15 protein-coding genes are annotated in these 18340 nt (G+C 71.8%); 10 read left to right on the top strand and 5 right to left on the bottom strand.

Annotation, left to right across the window (positions count from 1 at the left end; translation table 11 throughout):
• Positions 1-112: 112 nt before the first annotated feature.
• Complete coding sequence (locus tag BUE42_RS14325; RefSeq protein WP_073465790.1) at positions 113-1954, bottom strand: sensor histidine kinase; 1842 nt, start codon at positions 1952-1954, stop codon at positions 113-115.
• A 127-nt stretch (positions 1955-2081) separates the two neighbouring features.
• Between BUE42_RS14325 and BUE42_RS14320 the strand changes: the two genes are divergently transcribed.
• The 7 genes from BUE42_RS14320 to BUE42_RS14295 all read left to right on the top strand — a co-directional run bounded on the left by BUE42_RS14320 (position 2082) and on the right by BUE42_RS14295 (position 10286).
• Positions 2082-2684, top strand: a complete 603-nt coding sequence (locus tag BUE42_RS14320; protein ID WP_073465789.1) for a TetR/AcrR family transcriptional regulator — start codon at positions 2082-2084, stop codon at positions 2682-2684.
• Between the two features lie 185 nt (positions 2685-2869).
• Entirely contained in the window at positions 2870-3745 is an 876-nt protein-coding gene (locus tag BUE42_RS14315; protein WP_073465788.1) for an alpha/beta fold hydrolase, read from the top strand.
• A 276-nt stretch (positions 3746-4021) separates the two neighbouring features.
• Positions 4022-4258: a hypothetical protein gene (locus BUE42_RS14310; protein ID WP_073465787.1), complete on the top strand. Its 237-nt coding sequence runs from the start codon at positions 4022-4024 to the stop codon at positions 4256-4258.
• An 11-nt stretch (positions 4259-4269) separates the two neighbouring features.
• Positions 4270-4446 carry a hypothetical protein gene (locus BUE42_RS33005; RefSeq protein WP_159445420.1) on the top strand — a complete coding sequence of 59 codons (177 nt, stop codon included), beginning with the start codon at positions 4270-4272 and terminating at the stop codon, positions 4444-4446.
• A 234-nt stretch (positions 4447-4680) separates the two neighbouring features.
• Positions 4681-5964 carry a solute carrier family 23 protein gene (locus BUE42_RS14305; RefSeq protein WP_073465786.1) on the top strand — a complete coding sequence of 428 codons (1284 nt, stop codon included), beginning with the start codon at positions 4681-4683 and terminating at the stop codon, positions 5962-5964.
• A 138-nt stretch (positions 5965-6102) separates the two neighbouring features.
• Entirely contained in the window at positions 6103-8169 is a 2067-nt protein-coding gene (locus BUE42_RS14300; protein ID WP_073465785.1) for a GGDEF domain-containing protein, read from the top strand.
• Positions 8166-10286, top strand: a complete 2121-nt coding sequence (locus BUE42_RS14295) for a tetratricopeptide repeat-containing diguanylate cyclase (protein WP_073465784.1) — start codon at positions 8166-8168, stop codon at positions 10284-10286. Before BUE42_RS14300 ends, BUE42_RS14295 begins: the two co-directional genes overlap by 4 nt.
• On the opposite strand, the gene BUE42_RS14290 is transcribed toward BUE42_RS14295, so the two are convergent.
• Positions 10279-12804 (bottom strand): PAS domain S-box protein, encoded by a 2526-nt coding sequence (locus BUE42_RS14290; RefSeq protein WP_143171496.1) that lies wholly within the window; start codon positions 12802-12804, stop codon positions 10279-10281. The genes BUE42_RS14295 and BUE42_RS14290 overlap by 8 nt on opposite strands.
• Before the next feature lie 156 nt (positions 12805-12960).
• Between BUE42_RS14290 and BUE42_RS14285 the strand changes: the two genes are divergently transcribed.
• Both BUE42_RS14285 and BUE42_RS14280 read left to right on the top strand, forming a co-directional pair.
• The gene (locus tag BUE42_RS14285; RefSeq protein WP_083614142.1) at positions 12961-13962 is read left to right on the top strand and encodes a Bug family tripartite tricarboxylate transporter substrate binding protein; all 1002 of its coding nucleotides are present in this window, start codon (positions 12961-12963) and stop codon (positions 13960-13962) included.
• Between the two features lie 25 nt (positions 13963-13987).
• A complete protein-coding gene (locus tag BUE42_RS14280; RefSeq protein ID WP_073465781.1) occupies positions 13988-14374 on the top strand; it encodes a GtrA family protein in 387 nt (128 codons plus the stop codon).
• Here BUE42_RS14280 and BUE42_RS14275 read toward each other — a convergent pair.
• Genes BUE42_RS14275 through BUE42_RS33000 form a run of 3 tightly spaced genes read right to left on the bottom strand, consistent with a single transcriptional unit; the run spans position 14367 to position 16521 of the window.
• Positions 14367-15203, bottom strand: a complete 837-nt coding sequence (locus BUE42_RS14275) for a ChbG/HpnK family deacetylase (protein ID WP_073465780.1) — start codon at positions 15201-15203, stop codon at positions 14367-14369. The genes BUE42_RS14280 and BUE42_RS14275 overlap by 8 nt on opposite strands.
• Positions 15200-16189: a glycosyltransferase family 2 protein gene (locus BUE42_RS14270; protein WP_073465779.1), complete on the bottom strand. Its 990-nt coding sequence runs from the start codon at positions 16187-16189 to the stop codon at positions 15200-15202. The genes BUE42_RS14275 and BUE42_RS14270 overlap by 4 nt, the downstream gene beginning before the upstream one ends.
• Before the next feature lie 47 nt (positions 16190-16236).
• Positions 16237-16521: a hypothetical protein gene (locus BUE42_RS33000; protein WP_073465778.1), complete on the bottom strand. Its 285-nt coding sequence runs from the start codon at positions 16519-16521 to the stop codon at positions 16237-16239.
• A 112-nt stretch (positions 16522-16633) separates the two neighbouring features.
• On the opposite strand from BUE42_RS33000, the gene BUE42_RS14260 reads away from it, so the two are divergent.
• On the top strand, positions 16634-18316 hold the full coding sequence (locus tag BUE42_RS14260) for a SulP family inorganic anion transporter (RefSeq protein ID WP_073465777.1): 1683 nt from the start codon (positions 16634-16636) through the stop codon (positions 18314-18316).
• Positions 18317-18340 lie beyond the last annotated feature (24 nt).

Genomic DNA, 18340 nt, shown 5'->3' with positions numbered 1-18340 from the left:
ATTGCGCAGGAACCGTGCAGACCGCCCAATAACGGGACCTATCTGAATTGGCAATTGAGCACGACCTATCCGTTCAGATGAGGCAGCTTCGCGCACAAAGACGAACAAGCACTCATCGCCCCTCCAGCACCACCTCCTGCCGCTTCACCCGCGCCAGCGGCAGGCTCACCCGCACCCGCGTTCCGCTGCCCCGCTCGCTCTCGACGCTCATCGTCGCGCCCATGCGCTGCAGCAGCTGTCGCGTGATCACGAGGCCGAGCCCGCTGCCCGGTACCGGCGTGTTCTCGGCACCCAATCGGTTGAACGGCTGGTAGAGCTGCGCGAGCTTGCCGGCGTCGATGCCGATGCCGGTATCGTGCACCGTCACCACCGCATGCGCGCCGTCCTGCGCGCAATGCACCCAGGCCCGGCCGCCCGCGCGGTTGTACTTGACCGCGTTCGACAGCAGGTTCGAGAACACCTGCTCAAGCCGGCGCGGATCGGCGTGCACCGCCAGCGCCTGCGCGCCGTCGATCGCCAGCGTGACGCCCATCGACAGCGCGAGCGGCTCGACCTGCCGCAGGCTCGCGCCCAGCACCGGCGCGAGCGGGATGTCGCGGCTCGACAGCGCGAGCGCGCCGTCCTCGATGCTCGTCAGGTCCAGCAGCTCGTTGATCAGTTCCAGCAGGTGCTGGCCGCTGTCGAGCACGTGCTGCAGCCTGGCGGCCTGCCGGCTCGTCAGCGGCTCGCGGCCGTCGGTCTGCAACAGCTGCGCAAACCCCAGCACCGCGTTCAGCGGCGTGCGCAGCTCATGGCTCACGCGCGACAGGAACTGCGTCTTGGCCTGGTTCGCGCGGTCGGCGGCCTGCTTGTCCAGGCGCAGCTGCTCTGCTTCCACGTCGTCGCTGACGTCCCACAGCAGCCCGACCACGCGCCGACCGGCGCCCTGCTCGCGGCGTCGCGCGTTCATCTCGAGGTGGCGCACCCGGCCATCGGGCAGCAGCACGCGGTAGCGCAACGCGACCAGCTCGTCGCCATGCACCGCCCGCGCGAGCGCGGCGCGCAGCGCGGGCAAGTCCTCGGGGTCGACCCGCTCGCCCGACAACCGTGCGCCGTCGCGCGGACCCGGCTCGTCGTCGAGCCCGTAGTGCGCCGCCGCGCGCGCATCGAGTTGCACGCGGTCGTGGTCGACATCCCAGTCGAACACGCCGATGTGCGCACCCTCGGCCGCCGTCGCGAGCCGCTCGTTGCTCTCGCGCAGCGCGTGCTCGGCGCGCCGCTGGGCGTGGTGCATGCGCATCGTCAGCCACACGCCGGCACCGGCCAGCAGTGCGCCGAGCAGCAGCGTCGCCGTCGTCACCAGCCGGCGCGTGATGCGTGAAGCCTCGCCCAGCGAGCCCGAGAAGCGCACGGCCAGTTCGGTCAGGCGCTCGCTCAACGACGGGATCCGCCCTACCAGCAAACGCAGCTCCGGCGAGCCCGTGTCCCCGGCCTGGATGCGGGCATGCATCTCGCGGCCGAGCGCGCTCAACTCGTCGATCTGCGCATCGCCCTCGACCCAGGCGGCGATCGCCTCGGCCATGAAGCCGACATGGCGAAAGCGCCGGTAGAGGCGGGCGAGCGCGTCGATGTCGTCCGGGTGGTTGCCGCCTTGCAGGAAGCCGCTGCGCACCACGGCCATGTCGGGCAAGGGCTTGTCGAGTTCGAGCCGCGCCATCCGGTCGCCCTGCGGCACCGAGAGCGCCGCCAGGTGGCGCTGGTAGTCGGCCTCGGCATGCGATTCGGTGTAGCGGAAGAGGTGGTAGATGGCATCCTTCTGGCCCTTGGACCACTGGCTCTCGCCACCCACGTACGCGCGGGCGGCCGACAGCGTGTCGGCGCTGAACGCGCTCAGCCCCGCCAGCAGGGCGACCACGACCAGCCACAGGCCGACCACCAGCCAGCGCATGCGCGATCCGTCATCAGGCAGCGCCATCGATCGGCTCCTCTCCCTCGAACAGTGCGCCACCTCCGTCGCGTGCACCGCCACGCGGTGTACCACGGCCCCACAGTACCTGTCGACGGGGGCTTGACACTTCGCACGACCGTGCTAAATTGCGCCGATGGAAACCCGAACGGAACGCAGCGGGCTCACGCTCGCCGCCATCCTCGACACCGCGCTCGGCATGGCCGCCTCCGACGGGCTCGACAGCCTGACGATCGGCGAGGTCGCCAAGCGCCTCGGGCTGTCGAAGAGCGGCGTGTTCTCGCGCGTCGGTTCGCGCGAGGCGCTGCAGATCGCGGTGATCGACGAATACGACCGCCGCTTCCTGCAGGACGTCTTCGTCCCGGCGATGCGCGAGCCGCGCGGCCTGCCGCGGCTGAACGCGATCATGCGGCTGTGGCTGCAGCGCGCCCGCGATGTCGAGATCCGCACCGGCTGCCTGTACTGCGCCGGCGCGTTCGAGTTCGACGACCGCGAGGGCCCGCTGCGCGACCTGCTGCTCGACCACGTGATGCGCTGGCGCAGCGCGCTCAAGCGCACCGTGATCCAGGCCATCGACGCCGGCCACCTGCGCGCCGGCACCGACGCCGACCAGCTCGTGTTCGAGATGGACGGCCTGTTCGTCGCACTGATGCGCGAAGCCCGCTTCCTGCGCGAACCACGCGCCGCCGACCGCTGCTGGTCGGCCTACGAACGAATCATCCGATCGCTCCAGCCTTGACATGACCGCCACCGTTTTCTTTTCTCGTCGACCAATTTCGCACGTTCGTGCGAAATCAAGGAGATTGCCATGCTGATGATTGCCCTGTCCGCCCTGGTCGTTGGTGTGCTGCTGCGCGGCGCGCTGTCGTTGTGGCGCGTGGTCGCCGCGGTGCCGCGCAGCAACGCCGATTTCGGTTGCTTCTGATGAGCACGCCCAACCCCGCCACCACCTTCTACGCCGCCAACCGCAGCACCCGCTGGCTCGGCCGCGCGCTGCGCGGCATGCAGACGCTGTCGCCCCGGCTCGGCACGCGGCTCGCGCTGCGGCTGTTCTTCACGCCGCTGCCGCTGAAGCTCGCCGCGCGGCGGCGTGCGGTGCCGGCCGGCTGGCAGCTGTCGCACTGGCCGTTCGAGCACGGCACGGTCGCGGTCTACCGCCGGGCCGACCTGCCCACCGGGCTGCCGACCGTGCTGCTGGTGCACGGCTGGGCGGGCGACGCGCTGCAGATGCAGCCGCTCGGCGACGCGCTGGCGGCGGCCGGCTTCGCGCCGGTGCTGCTGGATTTCCCGGCGCACGGTCGCAGCGCCGCGTGGCGTTCGACGCTGCCGCAGTTCGTGCGCGCGCTGTGGGCGGCCTCGGCCCGGCTCGGCCCGCTGCACGCGGTGGTCGGGCATTCGCTGGGCGCACTGGCGGCCAGCCACGCCGCCGCCAGCGGCCTGCCGGTGAAACGCCTGGCGCTGATCGCGCCGTCGCCGCCGCCCGGGCTCTTCCTGGACTGGTTCAGCGGCAGCTTCGGCCTGGGCGCCGGCCTGGCCGAGCGCATGCGCGCCGCGATCGAGCGCCGCGAAGGCGTGCCTCTGCAGCAGTTCGAGCCCGCCTGGCTGGGCCCGCGGCTGGCCCAACCGACGCTGCTGCTGCACGACGAGGGCGACCGCGTCGCGCCGCTGGCCGGCAGCCAGGCGCTGCAACAGGCGTTGCCCGATGCCCGGCTGGCGACCACCCGCGGCCTCGGCCACCGGCGGGTGCTGTCGGATGCGCAAAGCATCACGGCCGTCGTCGAGCACGTGCGTGCCAAATAGATGAGTGGCACGACAGGGACCCCGAGCGGTCACCGACCCTCTTGAATTTAGTGCGGCGGATCGACGAATCCGGTCAAGTCTGTAACCGCGACCTTACCGTCTGGCCCAAATTCGGACGGTGAGCAGGGCACCGCACGGCATTTTTCGTCCGCAGAGGGCTTGCAACCCGGCAAACCAGGCTGGCATGGAAGCTGCGCTTGAGTGCGTACAGACTGCCAGTCCGGTGACTCTCCCGCTACACGCCGGCAGCAGCTCCAACACAAGGACGTCGTTGCCATGCCGCTGTTCCATCGTCGTACCCCCTCATCCCGCCGGGCCCGCCCGGCGACCCCGAGCTGCCGCGGTGGCGCCTCGTCGCTGCTGCGCCTGGCCCAGCCGGCCACCGGACAGGGCGGCGGCAACGTGCGGCACTGGCTGGCACGCGCCGCCAACGTGCTGTCGCCGGCCGCGGCCGAGATGGTCACCGTGCGCCCGAGCGAGTTCGCGCCCAGCCAGTGGCTGGTCGGCCACTGAAGGGGCCCGCGATGGCACCGCGCACCGAACACCTGATGGTCCGCCCGGCGACGACGCCGAGCGTGACGCGCATCACACCGCAGGCCGGCAACAGCACCGACCGGTCGTTCAAGGTCCTGCAATCGAACCGCGCTCCGGCGCAGCTTTCACTGTTCCCGCCGCCCGGCAGCGTCCGCGCCGCGCGTTGATTTCTCGACGTATGTGACGTCCAAGGGGGAACGGGCAAGCCGGGGTGGATGAGAGCGAGCCCCCGGCACCTGTCCCGTTTCCCCTCTTTTTTCACATCCGTCAGAACGTTCCACCGCCACCCGGGCGGCGCCGACCATCGGTGCCGGCCCGGGTGACTCGTTTCCGCCGCGCTCCTACACTGCGTCGCGCACCGCCCCGGGTGCGATCGATCAGAAGAACACAGGAGCAACGCGATGTCCCTTCCCACCTGGCGCGTTCGAAGCGCCCAACCCGGCGTGGTCGTCGCGCCCGACGAGCGGCTGCCGTGGCCGCAGACCTTCGCGATGGGCGTGCAGCACGTGATCGCGATGTTCGGCGCCACCGTGCTGGCGCCGCTGCTGATGGGGTTCGACCCGAACGTCGCGATCCTGATGAGCGGCATCGGCACGCTGATCTTCTTCGTGGTCGTCGGCGGCAAGGTGCCGAGCTACCTGGGCTCGAGCTTCGCGTTCATCGGGGTCGTCATCGCCGCCAGCGGCTATGGCGGCCATGGGCCGAATGCCAACCTGGGCGCGGCGCTCGGCGGCATCGTCGCCTGCGGCGCCGTCGTGCTGCTGATCGGGCTGGCGGTCACGGCCGCCGGCACCGCGTGGATCGAATCGCTGATGCCGCCGGTCGTCACCGGCGCGGTGGTCGCGGTGATCGGCCTGAACCTGGCCGGCGTGCCGATCAAGAACATGGCGCCGACGCCATTCGACGCCTGGATGCAGGCCGTCACCTTCCTGAGCGTCGGCGTGGTCGCGGTCTACACCCGCGGCATGACGCAGCGGCTGCTGATCCTGGTCGGCCTGCTGGTCGCGAGCGTCATCTATGCCGTGCTGGCCAACGGCCTCGGACTGGGCAAGCCGCTCGACCTGTCGGGCGTCGCCGCGGCCGCGTGGTTCGGCTTGCCCGGCTTCGCCACGCCGGTGTTCCAGGCCGACGCGATGCTGCTGATCGCGCCGGTCGCGGTGATCCTGGCGGCCGAGAACCTCGGTCACCTGAAGGCGGTGGGCGCGATGACCGGCAAGCCGCTCGACGCGCTGATGGGCCGCGCCTTCATCGGCGACGGCCTCGCGACGATGGTCAGCGGCGCGAGCGGCGGCACCGGCGTGACCACCTATGCCGAGAACATCGGCGTGATGGCTGCGACCAAGATCTACTCGACCGCGATGTTCGTGGTGGCCGCGCTGATCGCGATCGTGCTCGGCTTCAGCCCGAAGTTCGGCGCGCTGATCCAGGCGATCCCGCTGGCGGTGATGGGCGGCGTCAGCATCGTCGTGTTCGGGCTGATCGCGGTGGCCGGCGCCAAGATCTGGGTCGACAACCGGGTCGACTTCGGTGACAACACCAACCTGATCGTCGCCGCGGTCACGCTGATCCTCGGTACCGGCGACTACACGCTGAAGTTCGGCGGCCTGACGCTCGGCGGCATCGGCACCGCGACCTTCGGTGCGATCGCGCTGCACGCGCTGCTGCGCCGCCGGCCCGGCCGCTGAGCGGCCGGCGCCGCCCGCCGATGCACGTGGCCATGGTGCACGGCGGGCCGGCGTGAGATGCTGCCGCGTGCGGCCAGCGCCTCAGGTCCGCCACTTGCTGGTCGATATCCACCGATGCGTCCGATTTCGCGTGTTCCCGTGGCAGCCGCGCTGCGCCTCAGCGGCCTGCGCCTGAGCTGCGTGCTGCTGGCCGCGCTGGCGTGGGGCGGCGTGCGCGCCGCGCCGACCTCGGGCGCGGCCGCCGCAGCACCTGCGGTTTCCGCACCGGCCGCGGCATCCGACGCCGCCATCTCCGCCGAGCTGGCCGATTTCGAATCGACCGGCCGCGCCCATCCATCCGACAGCGCGGCCGCGCTGCGCACGCGCGTCGGCCTGCTCGCGATCGGCAGCGCCGACTGGGTCGATGCACTGACGTTGCAGGGCCTGCTCCACACCGAGGCGTCGGAGTTCGAGGCCGCCACCGACTGCGCCCGCCGGCTGCAGGAGCAGTCGACGGCCACCACCGACGCGGCCGCGCGCCTGATCCAGGCCAGCATGGCGCTGAAGAGCGGCAATGCGCACGAGGCCGACAAGCTGCTGAACGCGGCCATGGCCGAGCTGCCGGCGGCGACGCCGGCCACCAGCCGGCTGCGCTTCCTGGCCGCGCATGCGAAGGCCCGGCAGCGCGCCGGCAAGCTCGACGACGCGGTGCGGCTGCACCTGCAGGAGATCGACCTCGCCGACCAACTCGGCATCGCGTGGCGCCGCGCCGAGGCCCGCACGCGCGCCGCCTACTCGCTCTACAAGGCGCAGCAGCCGGAGCGCGCGCGCAGCATCAATGCCGAGGCGCTGGCGATCGCGACGGCGGCCGCCGACAAGATCTCGCTGGCCCGGGTGCACAACATCCAGGGCATCCTGCTCGACGGGCCGACCGAGGTCGCGGACGAGCTGCATTCGATGCAGTCGGCGATCAACTATGCGCACGAGGCCGGCGCCAAGCTCGACGAGGCGCTGCTGCTGGCCAACATGTCGGACTTCTTCCTGCAGCGCGGCGACTACCGCACCGCGCTGCGCCGCGCGCAGGAGGCGCTGCCGCTGACGCGCGAGGTGCGCGACACCAGCAGCGAGATCATCGCGCTGTGGAACATGGGCCTGGCCCACATCGGGCTCGGTGACCTGGGCGACGGCAAGCGGCACGTCGAGCTGGCGCTGTCGATGGCCGAGCACCGCGGCGATGCACCGCTGGTGTCCGACGTGTTGCTGGAGTTCGGCACCGCGCTCGAGAAGGCCGGCGACGCGGCCGGCGCGGTGCAGGCGCTGCACCGCCACCGGGCGATCGCCGACAAGCTGGTGCAGCGCGACCAGCAGAAGGCCATCCTCGAGCTGCAGGAGCAGTTCGACAGCGACCGGCGCGGCCGCGCGCTCGCGCTGCTGAACAGCGACAACGCGATCAAGAGCACCCAGCTGCAGCGCCGCGACCTGCAGCAGCGGCTGTGGTGGCTGCTGGCCGCGACCTTCCTGCTGTCGTTCGCGGTGGTGCTGCTGATGATGCGCCGCGTGCGCCGCACCAACCAGGCGCTCGCGCACAGCAATGCGCAGCTGAAGGTGCAGAGCGAGCGCGATCCGCTGACCGGCCTGGCGAACCGGCGCTACTTCCAGGCGGCGATGAAGCAGATGTCGGTCGACGGCCAGCTGGCCGGCACCGTGTACCTGCTCGACATCGACCACTTCAAGCGCATCAACGACGAGCACGGCCATGCGGCCGGCGATGCGGTGCTGGTGGCGATGGCGCAGCGCCTGGCCGATGCGCTGCGCGAGCCCGACCTGGTGGTGCGCTGGGGCGGCGAGGAGTTCCTGGTCGTGGTGCAGTCGCTGTCGCGCGAGCAGGTCGACGCGCTGGCGCAGCGGCTGCTCGATGCGGTCGGGCAGGCGCCGGTCGCGTGGCAGGGCCGCGAGATCGCGGTGACCGGCTCGATCGGCTATGCGAGCTTCCCGATCGAGCCGACCGGCCTGGCGGTTGCGTGGGAGCCGGCGATCAACCTGGTCGACACCGCCCTCTATCTCGCCAAGGCACATGGGCGCAACCGGGCCTACGGGGTCGGGCTGATGCATGCGCAGACGGTGCAGGGGCTGCAGGCGATCACCGCCTCGCTGGAATCCGCGTGGCGCGACGGCCAGGTCACGTTGACGCTGCTGCGCGGGCCGGTGCACGAGGGGCGCGCATGAAGGGCGTGTGCGGGTTCGTCTTCACGCGCCTGGCGGGGCTGCTGCTCGCTGCAGCAGGGATCACCGGCCTCGCCGGCGCGGCGGCCGCGGCCGGCCCGCCCGGCGTCATCGAGCAGTCCGACCACCTGGTGCGCGAAGGCTACGACCGTCCCGAGCCCGCGCTGCAGGCACTGCTGCAGCTGCAGCGCGAGCAGGAGGCGCTGGCGCCGCGGCCGGCGCAGACGATCCGCCGTTTGCAGCTCGCACGCGCGATTGTGCTGGCGCAGAACGGCCGCATCGCCGAGGCCGGCATGCTGGCCGAGGACATCCGCGCCGGCGTCGGCAGCGGCCTGGCCGGCAACGCAGCCGACGAGGCCGACAGCACCGCGCGCGCCAACCTGGTCCGCGCGCTGGTCGCCGAGAACAACGGCCAGCTCGACGTGGCGGCCGCGCTGGCGCAGGCGGCGCTGCCGTCGCTGCAGCAGGATTGCCCGGGCCCGGACGGCGCGCCGGCGACCACCGCCCCCGGTTGCGACTACCGCGCCGCCTGGCGCGCGCTGCAGGTGCTGGAGCGCCATGCGCAAAGCCGCGCGCAATGGGCCGAAGGCGCGCGCCACCTGCGCGTCGCCGCGCAACTGGCCGAGGCGCAGCACGACAGCTACCGTCAGGCGCTGGTGCTGGGCCTGCTGGCGCTCGACATCGCGCGCCAGGGCGACATGGCCGGCGCGCTGCGCATGCTGCAGCAGGCGCAGCGCGTGGCGGCGCCGCTCGACGATCCCGACGTGCAGGTGCGGCTGCGGCTGCACGAAGCCCGCCTGGCCGACCTGCGCGGCGAGCCCCAGCAGTCGCTGCGGCTGGCCGAGGAGGCAATGCCGATCGCCCGCAAGGCCGATTCGCCGCGGCTCGAATCGCTGGTCAACGCCAACCTCAGCGACCTGTACGCACGGCAGAACCGCCCGGCCGACGCGCTGCGCGCCGCCGAGGCCGCGCTGCCGGTGGTGCGCCGCCACGGCGACCAGCGCGCCGAGCGGGTGCTGATCAACAACGCCGGGCTGGCGAAGATCGGCCTCGGCCGCATCGCCGAAGGCAAGCTCGACTTGGCCCGCTTGGCCGAGCTGTGGCGGCAGAGCGGTGCGCCGGGCAGCGAGGCGCAATCGCTGCGCGAGTTCGGCGAGGCGCTGGCGGCCGCCGGCGACCCGCGCGGCGCGCTGGAGCTGTTCCACCGCGAACGCAAGCTGAGCGCCGAGGTCATGAAGGCCAACCGCGCCGGCGCGCTGAAGGACGTGCAGCAGCGCTACGACACCGAGAGCAAGCAGCGCGAGATCGAACTGGTGAGCCGCGACAACGCGCTGAAGACCGCGGCGCTCGCGAACCGCGAGCTGCAGCAGCGGGTCTGGGCGCTGATGGCGGCGGTGATGGCGCTGTCGGTCGGCGTCGCGGCGCTGCTGTACCTGCGGGTGCGCGAGGTCAACCGCCGGCTGCAGGCGAGCCACGCGAACCTGCGGCTGCAGAGCGAGCGCGATCCGCTGACCGGCCTGGCCAACCGCCGCCAGTTCCAGGCCGCGATGGCGCGCGGCTGCGAACGGGGCATCGAAGGCGCGCTGCTGCTGGTCGACATCGACCACTTCAAGCATGTCAACGACGGCCACGGGCATTCGGTGGGCGACGCGGTGCTGGTCGAGGTCGCGCGGCGGCTGGCCGGTTGCGTGCGCGAGAACGACCTGGTGGTGCGCTGGGGCGGCGAAGAATTCCTGATCCTCGCGCCCGAGGTCAGCGCCGAGCAGGCCGAGCAGCTCGCCGCGCGGGTGCTCGAGCAGATCGGCCGCGAGCCGATCGCGAGCGGCACCGAGGGTGGCGACGACGACGTGCTGCGCGTCACCGCGTCGATCGGCTATGTGCGTTTTCCGCTGCCGCCCGACGACCTGCCGGTGCCTTGGGAGCAGGCGGTCAACCTGGCCGACATGGCGCTCTACACCGCGAAGGGCCAGGGCCGCAACCGCGCGATCGGCGTGATCGGCGCGCAGTTGCGCTCGCCGGACGAGCTGAAGGCGATCGAGGGCGACTTCGACAGCGCCTGGCGCGACGGCCGCGTGCGGCTGCACGAGCAACCCGGCCCGCAGCCGGACCTGTTCAGCTGACGCCGCCGCGCGCGGCCGCCTGCTGCTCGTCCAGGCAGCGCAGCAGCTGCGCCACGTTGATCGGCTTGGTCAGGTAGGCGATGAAACCCGCCGCCTTGGCCGCCTGCGCCCGCTCCGGCGTCGCATCGGCCGACAGCGCGATGCGCGGACAGGCCAGCGCAGACCCCAGCGCACGCGACACCTCGACCCCGCTCATGTCCCCCAGGTGCATGTCCAGCAGCAGCAAGTCGGGCCGCTGCTGCAGCGCGATCTCGACCGCCTGGCGCCCGTTCGCCGCGATCAGCAGCCGCCAGTCGGGCCGCATCTTCATCACCTGGCGCACCAGCTCGACGTTCATCGGGTTGTCTTCGGCATACAGCACCGTGTACGGCACGGCCGGCGTGGCATCGTCCAGCCCCTCGGTCGGCTCGAAGCCCGCTTCTTCGGGGCCGCTGGCCACCGGCACCCACGGCAGGCTCGCGGTGAACACGCTGCCGATGCCCGGCTCGCTCTCGACCGACAGCCGGCCGTTCATCAGCTGCACCAGGCGCTGCGTGATCACCAGGCCGATGCCGGTGCCTTCGACACCGCTTCGCTCGGCGCCGAGCCGGTTGAACGGCTCGAACAGGCGCGCGATCTGCGCCGGCGCGAGCCCCACGCCGGTGTCGCGCACCTGCAGGTGCACCAGCCCGACGCCTTCATCGGCCGGCCAGCGCAGCACCACCTGGCCGCCGCGGCGGTTGTACTTGATCGCGTTGCTCAGCAGGTTGACCAGCACCTGCCGCAGCCGCAGGTGGTCGGCCTGCACGCAGGTGCGCGGGTCGGCCGAGTGGGTCGCGGCCCGGTCGATCAGCAGCTGCACGCCGGCCTCGGCCGCGGACGGCGCGACCATCGCCAGCGCCTCGTCGACGACGCGCCGCAGCACCACGCTGCCCGACAGCAGCGTGATACCGCCGCTCTCGATGCGCGACAGGTCGAGCACGTCGTTGATCATCGCCAGCAGGTGCGTGCCGGCCTGCGTGATGTGCTGCACCCGCGTCTGCTGCGCGGCGTTCAGCGGCTGCTGGCTATCGAGCTCGAGCAGCTGCGCGAAGCCGAGCACCGCGTTCAGCGGCGTGCGCAGCTCGTGGCTCATGCGCGACAGGAACTCGGTCTTGGCGGCGTTGGCGCGCTGCGCCGATTCGGCCGCGAGCACCGCCTCCTCGACGCGCTTGCGCTCGGTGATGTCGATCATCAGCCCGCGCAGCAGCCGGTGGCCGCCTTCGGGGCGGAACACCGTGACCCAGCTGCTCATCCAGCGCACGCTGCGGTCGGCCGCGTAGAAGCGGTACTCGATCGCGCTGACCGAGCCGGTCAGCTGCGAATCGGTCACCTCGCGCAGCGCGCGGTCGCGGTCGTCCGGGTGCAGGTGCAGCGCCCAGAAACGCGGCTGCATCCAGTCGGCCAGCGGGTAGCCGAGCAGCTGCTTGGCCTTGTCGCTGACGAAGGTGAAGCTCTCGGTGCGCGGGTCGCCCTCCCAGAAGATGCCGTCGACCGAGTTCAGCAGGTCGACGAAGCGCTGCCGGCTCGAGCGCAGCTCGGCCTCGGCCAGCTTGCGATCGGTGATGTCCTGCACCACGCCGATCAGGTAGTCGGGGTGGCCGTCGGGCTTGCGCACCAGCGTGACGTTGATGGTCGCCCACACCACGCGGCCGTCGACATGCAGGTAGCGCTTGTCGGCGCGGTAGCGCGGGATCTCGCCGGCCAGCAGCTGGCGGCGCCGGCGGCGCTCGCCGGCCAGGTCGTCGGGGTGCGTGACGTCTTCGGTGCTGAGCGCGAGCAGCTCGGCGCGGCTGCGGCCGAGCATGTCGCACAGCTGCTGGTTCAGGAACAGCGGAAAGCCGTCGAGCCCGATCTGCACGATGCCGGCGCCGGCCATCTCGAGCACCGCGCGCAGCTGGGTCTCGCTCGCGCGCAGCGCGTTCTCGACCTCGCGCCGCTCGCGGTCGTGGCAGACCGCGCCGAGGATCGCGCCGACGCTGGTGAAGAGCGGCTGCAGCCGCTCGACCAGCGCCTCGTCGAAGCCGCCCGGCCGGTTCGCCAGGCCCACCATGCCGAGCATCTCGCCGCCGTGGAACAGCGGCACGCCGAGGAAGGAGCGCATCGCCGGGTGGCCGGGCGGCAGGCCGCCGCGCCGCGGGTCGGCCTCGGGGTCGTTGCTGATGACCGGCGCGGCGCTGGTGATGGCGGCACCGAACAGCGTGCGCATGTTGTGGAACTCGATCGTGTGCTCCGGCCCGCCGTGCATGTGGCGCTCGTACAGCGCGCGCGTCGCGTCGTCCCACGAGATGTCGGTCAGCACGTAGAAGCGCAGGTAGGGCGCGCCGTCGCCGTCGTGCAGCACCTCGGCGATGAAGCCGTACTCGCAGGCGGTGCTCTCGAGCAGGTCGGTCAGCAGCGGCGACAGCATCTCGCGCGGCGGCGCGGCCCGGATGTAGCGGGACTGGACCCGCGCGATGATCGCGCCGAGGTCGTCAGCAGGCGGGAACGGTGGGGGCACGGTCGTCGGTTCCGGTGGGCACGAGAGCGTGCTGGACGCAGGTGGATCGTGGCACAGCGCCCGGGTGGTGAGAAGTAGGGCGAGCGCGGGTACGGGGCAGGGTGGCACTGCCGCACACTCGGTGCATCCCCTTGTTTGAGAACTCCGGAGTTCGCGATGACCTGTCCGACACGCCGCCAGGTGCTGGCCACCGCAGCGGCCGCCACCACCGCAGCCCTTGCCTTCCCCGTCCGCGCCCAGGGCGCCTGGCCGACCAAGCCGGTGCGCATCGTCGTGCCGTTCGCGCCCGGCGGCACCACCGACATCCTGGCGCGCGCGCTCGCGCCGGAGCTGAGCCGGGTGTTCGGCCAGCAGTTCATCGTCGACAACAAGCCGGGGGCGGGCGGCAATGTCGGCGCCGAGCAGGTGGCCAAGTCGGCACCCGATGGCTACACGCTGCTGATGGGCACGGTCGGCACGCACGGCATCAACCAGTCGCTGTACCCGAAGCTGCCGTTCGACCCGATCAAGGATTTCGCGCCGGTCACGCTGGTGGCCGGCGTGCCGAACGTGCTGGTGATGAACCCGGCGAAGGCCGAGGCCGAGAAGATCAACACCGTGGCCGACCTGATCCGCTATGCGAAGGCGCACCCGGGCAAGCTGAACATGGCGTCCAGCGGCAACGGCACCTCGATCCACCTGAGCGGCGAGCTGTTCAAGAGCATGACCGGCACCTTCATGCTGCACTTCCCGTACCGCGGATCGGGCCCGGCGCTGCTCGACCTGATCGGCGGCACGATGGACCTGATGTTCGACAACCTGCCGTCGGCGATGCCGCAGATCAAGGCCGGCAAGCTGAAGGCGCTGGCCGTGACGAGCGCGCAGCGCAGCGCGGCGCTGCCCGACGTGCCGACGATCGCCGAGGCGGGGCCGGTGAAGGGCTTCGACGCGAGTTCGTGGTTCGGGCTGCTGGCGCCGGCGGGCACGCCGGCGGAGATCGTCAACAAGCTGCAGCAGGAGAGCGCGAAGGCGCTGGGCACGCCGGCGCTGAAGGAGCGACTGTTGGCGCAAGGCGCGATCCCGAGCGGCATGCCGCCGGCGGAGTTCGCGGCGTACATCGCGGCGGAGACGAAGAAGTGGGCGCAAGTCGTGAAGGTCTCTGGCGCCAAAGTCGACTGAAGCCGGTGCGGTCTAATGCGCGGCCATGGCCGCTTCGCTGACCGACCTGTTGCACCGATTCATCCGCTACGGCTTGGTGGGTGCAGTCGCCACGGCCGCGCACTATGCGCTGATGGCGGCGCTGGTGGAGTGGATGCAGGTGCCGGCGTGGATCGCGTCCGGCCTCGGTGCGACGCTCGGTGCGCAGGTCGCGTTCTTCGGCAACCGGCGCTTCACCTTCGATCATCGCGGCGCGCTCGGCCCGGCCTGGCTCAAGTTCCAGGGGACGGCGCTGATCGGCGCGCTGGTCGGCATGGCGATCGTCGCGGGTGGTGTGGCGCTCGGGTGGCATTACCTGCTGGCGCAGGTCGGCGCGACGCTGACCGGATTGGTGCTGACTTTCCTGATCAATCGGCGCTGGACGTTCACGTAGCTCCGCGCCGCCACACCCGCCCGAGCTTGACGTTCGCCGCCGCCAGGTCGTCGGCGAACGCCCCGCTCTCCAGGTAGGCCAATTCGCGTTGTCGCGCCCCGGCGATCGCGTCGCCGGCCGACTGCGCGTCGATCTCGCCGGGGTGGCAGAACACCAGCCCGCCGGCATCGGGCAAGGCCCGCAGCCAGCGCTGCATCCACCCGCGGTAGTCGGTGTCGACGAAATCGTAGACGCCGAGCAGCGCCGGGTTGTGCAGCCAGCCGCGGCGCAGCAGCTCGCGGTGCAGCCAGCGCCCGCCCGTGCCGGCGATCAGCTGGCGCTTGATGGCGAAGCCCGGCCCCGGCAGCACGCCGGTGTCGCGCACCGCCGGTGCCGGCAGCAGCTGTTCGATGCCTTGCAGCAGCAGCTCGCGCACCTGCGGCAGGTGGTGCACATGCTGGTGGCCGTCGATGGTCTGCGGCACGCGGCCGGTCGCCTCGCTGAACGCCGCCACCTGGGCCTGCCATTCGGCCCGCAGCGCATCGACCGGCAGCCGGCGCAGGTGCGCCTGCACGATCAGTGTCGGCAGCGGCGGCAGCACCGGCCACACGCGCGCCAGCTCGGTGCTCAGCGGCAGCCCTTCGGTCAGGTTGAAGTGCAGGCCAATCTCGACGCTGTCGGGCACATCGGCCAGCAGCGGCGCGCTGGCCCGCCAGGCGTCGCCGCTCGTGATGCAGGACACCACGGTCAACCGCTGCGCGCGTGCCAGCCGCGCGATGCCGCGCGAGACCGACGGCCACAGCCCGAAATCGTCGGCACACAGGCCGAGCGTGCGCGGCGCGCCGGTCATCGGGCGTCGGCCTCCACCAGGCCCTGGCCGGCTTCGCTCGCCACCAGGTAGATCGGCCTGCGCTTGACCTCGTCGAAGATGCGGCCGACGTACTCGCCGAGGATGCCGATCGACAGCAGCTGCACGCCGCTGAAGAACATCAGGCTGCACACCAGCGTCGCCCAGCCGGGCACGTCGTGGCCGTAGATGAAGTGCTGCGCGATCACCAGCAGCCCGAAGCCCATGCCGCCGAACGCGATCAGCGCACCGAGCGCGCTCCACAGCCGCAGCGGCACGTTCGAGAACGCGGTGACGCCGGTCAGCGCGAGCCGCACCAGGCTGCGCATCGAGAAGCTGCTGGTGCCGGCATGCCGCTCGGCGGGCGTGTAGTCGATGATCTCGGTGCGAAAACCGACCCAGGCGTACAGCCCCTTCATGAAGCGGTTGCGCTCGGGCAGCGACTTCAGCGCATCGACCACGCGGCGGTCCATCAGCCGGAAATCGCCGGCATCGACCGGGATGTGCACCGAGTGCTTCGTGTTGACGAGCCGGTAGAACGCCCAGGTGCCCAGGCGCTTGGCCCAGGTCTCGTCGGCGCGCGAGGCGCGTGCCGCGCAGACCATGTCGGCGCCGCCCACCCAGGCCTGCACCATGCGGTCGATCAGGTCGACCGGGTGCTGCAGGTCGGAATCCATCAGCACCACGACCTCGCCTCGGGCCAGGTCGATGCCGGCGGTCAGCGCCTGTTCCTTGCCGAAGTTGCGCGACAGCCGCACGTAGCGCACGCCGGGCGTCGTGAGGAAGGGCGCGACCGCGAGCGCGGTGCCGTCGGTGCTGCCGTCGTCGACGACGACGACCTCCCAGCGGTCGGTCAGCCCGGCCAGGTGCGCGCTCAATTGCGGCAGCAGCACCGGCAGGTTGGCGGCCTCGTTGTAGGCCGGCATCACGCAGCTGATGGCGGGGCGGGTCGGTCGCGTGGGAACGGAGGAGTCGACTGTGGAACGCATGGGCGGGCTGATCACCGAAAGCAGCCCGCGACTTTACGCCGGGAAACTCAGCGTTGATCCTTGATGCGTTCGATCCGGCGGGCCATCTCCTCGAGTTGCGCGAGCGCGTGGCGGGCCTCGTCGTCGAGGGCGCCGGCCGGCAGCTGCTTCGCCAGCCCGAGCACCAGGTCGCTGAGCACGCCGATCTGCTTGCCGTACGACGCCACCTCGCGCAGCACGCGCAGCTCGGTCGCTTCGCTGCCGGCGCGGGCCAGCAGCGAGGGGTGGATGTCCTGCACGACCGAGCCGCTGAAGGGCCAGTTGAACTGCGGGTTGAAGTTGAGCCACCACATGGTTGTCGCCTCCCTGGCCGCGGTCGGCGGCCTCGCCCGGCGAGTGTCGGGCCGGCCGGGGGCGACGGCCATCCGCTGCTTTGGGGGTTGCACTCGACGGACAATCGGGCCCATGCATTTCCCCGATTGGCGAGCCGGCCTCGGCAACTACCGCCGCGAGGCCCTGCGCGACGACCTGGTCGCCGCCTTCGTCATCAGCGTGCTGCTGATCCCGCAGAGCCTGGCCTATGCGCTGCTCGCCGGGCTGCCGGCGCAGGTCGGGCTGTATGCGAGCCTGCTGCCGCTGGTGGCCTATGCCGCCCTCGGCTCCAGCCCGGTGCTCGGCGTCGGGCCCGCCGCGGTGCTGGCGCTGATGATCGCGCAGGCGATCGGCCAGGCCCCGCCCGGCGTCGAGGCCCCGGCGGTCGCGCTGGTGCTGGCGGCCGAGGTCGGGCTGCTGCTGCTGGCGGCGGCCTGGCTGCGGCTCGATGCGCTGGCCGCGCTGCTCAGCGTGCCGGTCCTGCACGGTTTCGAGACCGGCGCGACGCTGTCGATCGCGCTCAGCCAGCTGCCGGTGCTGCTCGGCTCGTCGGCCCGCGGCGCCGATGCGGTGCAGGTGCTGCACACCTGGTGGCAGGCGGTGCGGCCGTGGGCGCCGCTGACCGCCGCCTATGGCATCGGGGCCGTCGCGCTGCTGTGGTTCACGCGCCGCCATGCGCAGCCCTGGCTGGCGGCGCGCTTCGGCCGGCCGCGCGCGGTGCTGGTCGGCCGGCTGGTGCCGCTGGCGGTGCTGGTCGGCGCGATGGCGATCGCGATGCTGACCGGCGCCGACCGGCACGGCGTGACGCTGGTCGGCGCGCTGCCAACGCTGTCGCCCACTTTGGCGCTGCCGCTGCTCGATGCCACGCTGTGGTGGGCACTGCTGCCGCAGGCGCTGCTGATCGCGCTGGTCACCTACGTCAGCAGCCTGGTGGTGGCCGAATCGCTCGCACGCCGGCTCGGCCAGCGCGTCGATCCACGGCGCGAGCTGGCGGGGCTGGGCGCGGCCAACGTGGCGGCGGCGCTGACGGGCGGCATGCCGGTCAGCGCGAGCTTCTCGCGCAGCATCGTCAGCCTGGAGGCGGGCAGCCGCACGCGCATGGCGGGGGTGTTCACCGCGATCCTGATGGTGCTGGCGATGCTGCTGCTGGCGCAGCCGCTCGCGTGGCTGCCGACGCCGGTGCTGGCCGCGACGATCCTGGTGGCGGTGCTGTCGGGCCTGGCGCTCGGGCCGTTCCGCGAGGCCTGGCACTACGCGCGCAGCGAGTGGGTGGTGATGGTCACGGTGGCGGTGCTGATGCTGCTGTTCGGCGCCGGCTGGTCGCTCGGGATCGGCGTCGCGGCGTCGATCGCGCTGCTGCTGCAGCGCACCGCGCGGCCGCACGTGGCGCTGATCGGCCGGGTGCCGGGCACCGAGCACTACCGCAACATCGACCGCTACCAGGTCGAGCTGACGGCGGGCGTGCTCGCGCTGCGCATCGACGAAAGCCTGCTGTTCACCAACGCCCGCCAGCTGGAGGACGTGGTCGCGCAGCACCTGGCCACGCATCCGGACACGCGCCGCGTGCTGCTGCAGATGGCGCCGGTGAACCGCATCGACCTGAGCGGCCTGGAGGCGTTGCGCGCGCTTCAGGACATGCTGGCCGCGCGCGGCATGCGGCTGGATTTGTCGGAGGTGAAGGGGCCGGTGATGGACGGGCTGCGGGCGGGTGGCTGGCAGCAGTGGTTCAAGGGGGAGCTGTTCCTCAGCGTGCACCAGGGGGTGCTTGGCAAATGACGTTGACACCGGGCGCGACTTGCC

Origin of the sequence: Rhizobacter sp. OV335 (assembly GCF_900142965.1) — a bacterium.
Classification (GTDB): Bacteria; Pseudomonadota; Gammaproteobacteria; order Burkholderiales; family Burkholderiaceae_C; genus Rhizobacter.
This window is presented reverse-complemented; position numbering and strand designations above follow the sequence as displayed.

Coding starts and splice junctions, on each gene's coding strand:
- BUE42_RS14275 (WP_073465780.1), bottom strand. CDS start 15,203: ATGACCGGCGCGCCGCGCACGCTCGGCCTGTGTGCCGACGATTTCGGG.
- BUE42_RS14315 (WP_073465788.1), top strand. CDS start 2,870: ATGAGCACGCCCAACCCCGCCACCACCTTCTACGCCGCCAACCGCAGC.
- BUE42_RS14285 (WP_083614142.1), top strand. CDS start 12,961: ATGACCTGTCCGACACGCCGCCAGGTGCTGGCCACCGCAGCGGCCGCC.
- BUE42_RS33000 (WP_073465778.1), bottom strand. CDS start 16,521: ATGTGGTGGCTCAACTTCAACCCGCAGTTCAACTGGCCCTTCAGCGGC.
- BUE42_RS14280 (WP_073465781.1), top strand. CDS start 13,988: ATGGCCGCTTCGCTGACCGACCTGTTGCACCGATTCATCCGCTACGGC.
- BUE42_RS14310 (WP_073465787.1), top strand. CDS start 4,022: ATGCCGCTGTTCCATCGTCGTACCCCCTCATCCCGCCGGGCCCGCCCG.
- BUE42_RS14325 (WP_073465790.1), bottom strand. CDS start 1,954: ATGGCGCTGCCTGATGACGGATCGCGCATGCGCTGGCTGGTGGTCGGC.
- BUE42_RS14320 (WP_073465789.1), top strand. CDS start 2,082: ATGGAAACCCGAACGGAACGCAGCGGGCTCACGCTCGCCGCCATCCTC.
- BUE42_RS14260 (WP_073465777.1), top strand. CDS start 16,634: ATGCATTTCCCCGATTGGCGAGCCGGCCTCGGCAACTACCGCCGCGAG.
- BUE42_RS14305 (WP_073465786.1), top strand. CDS start 4,681: ATGTCCCTTCCCACCTGGCGCGTTCGAAGCGCCCAACCCGGCGTGGTC.
- BUE42_RS14295 (WP_073465784.1), top strand. CDS start 8,166: ATGAAGGGCGTGTGCGGGTTCGTCTTCACGCGCCTGGCGGGGCTGCTG.
- BUE42_RS14270 (WP_073465779.1), bottom strand. CDS start 16,189: ATGCGTTCCACAGTCGACTCCTCCGTTCCCACGCGACCGACCCGCCCC.
- BUE42_RS33005 (WP_159445420.1), top strand. CDS start 4,270: ATGGCACCGCGCACCGAACACCTGATGGTCCGCCCGGCGACGACGCCG.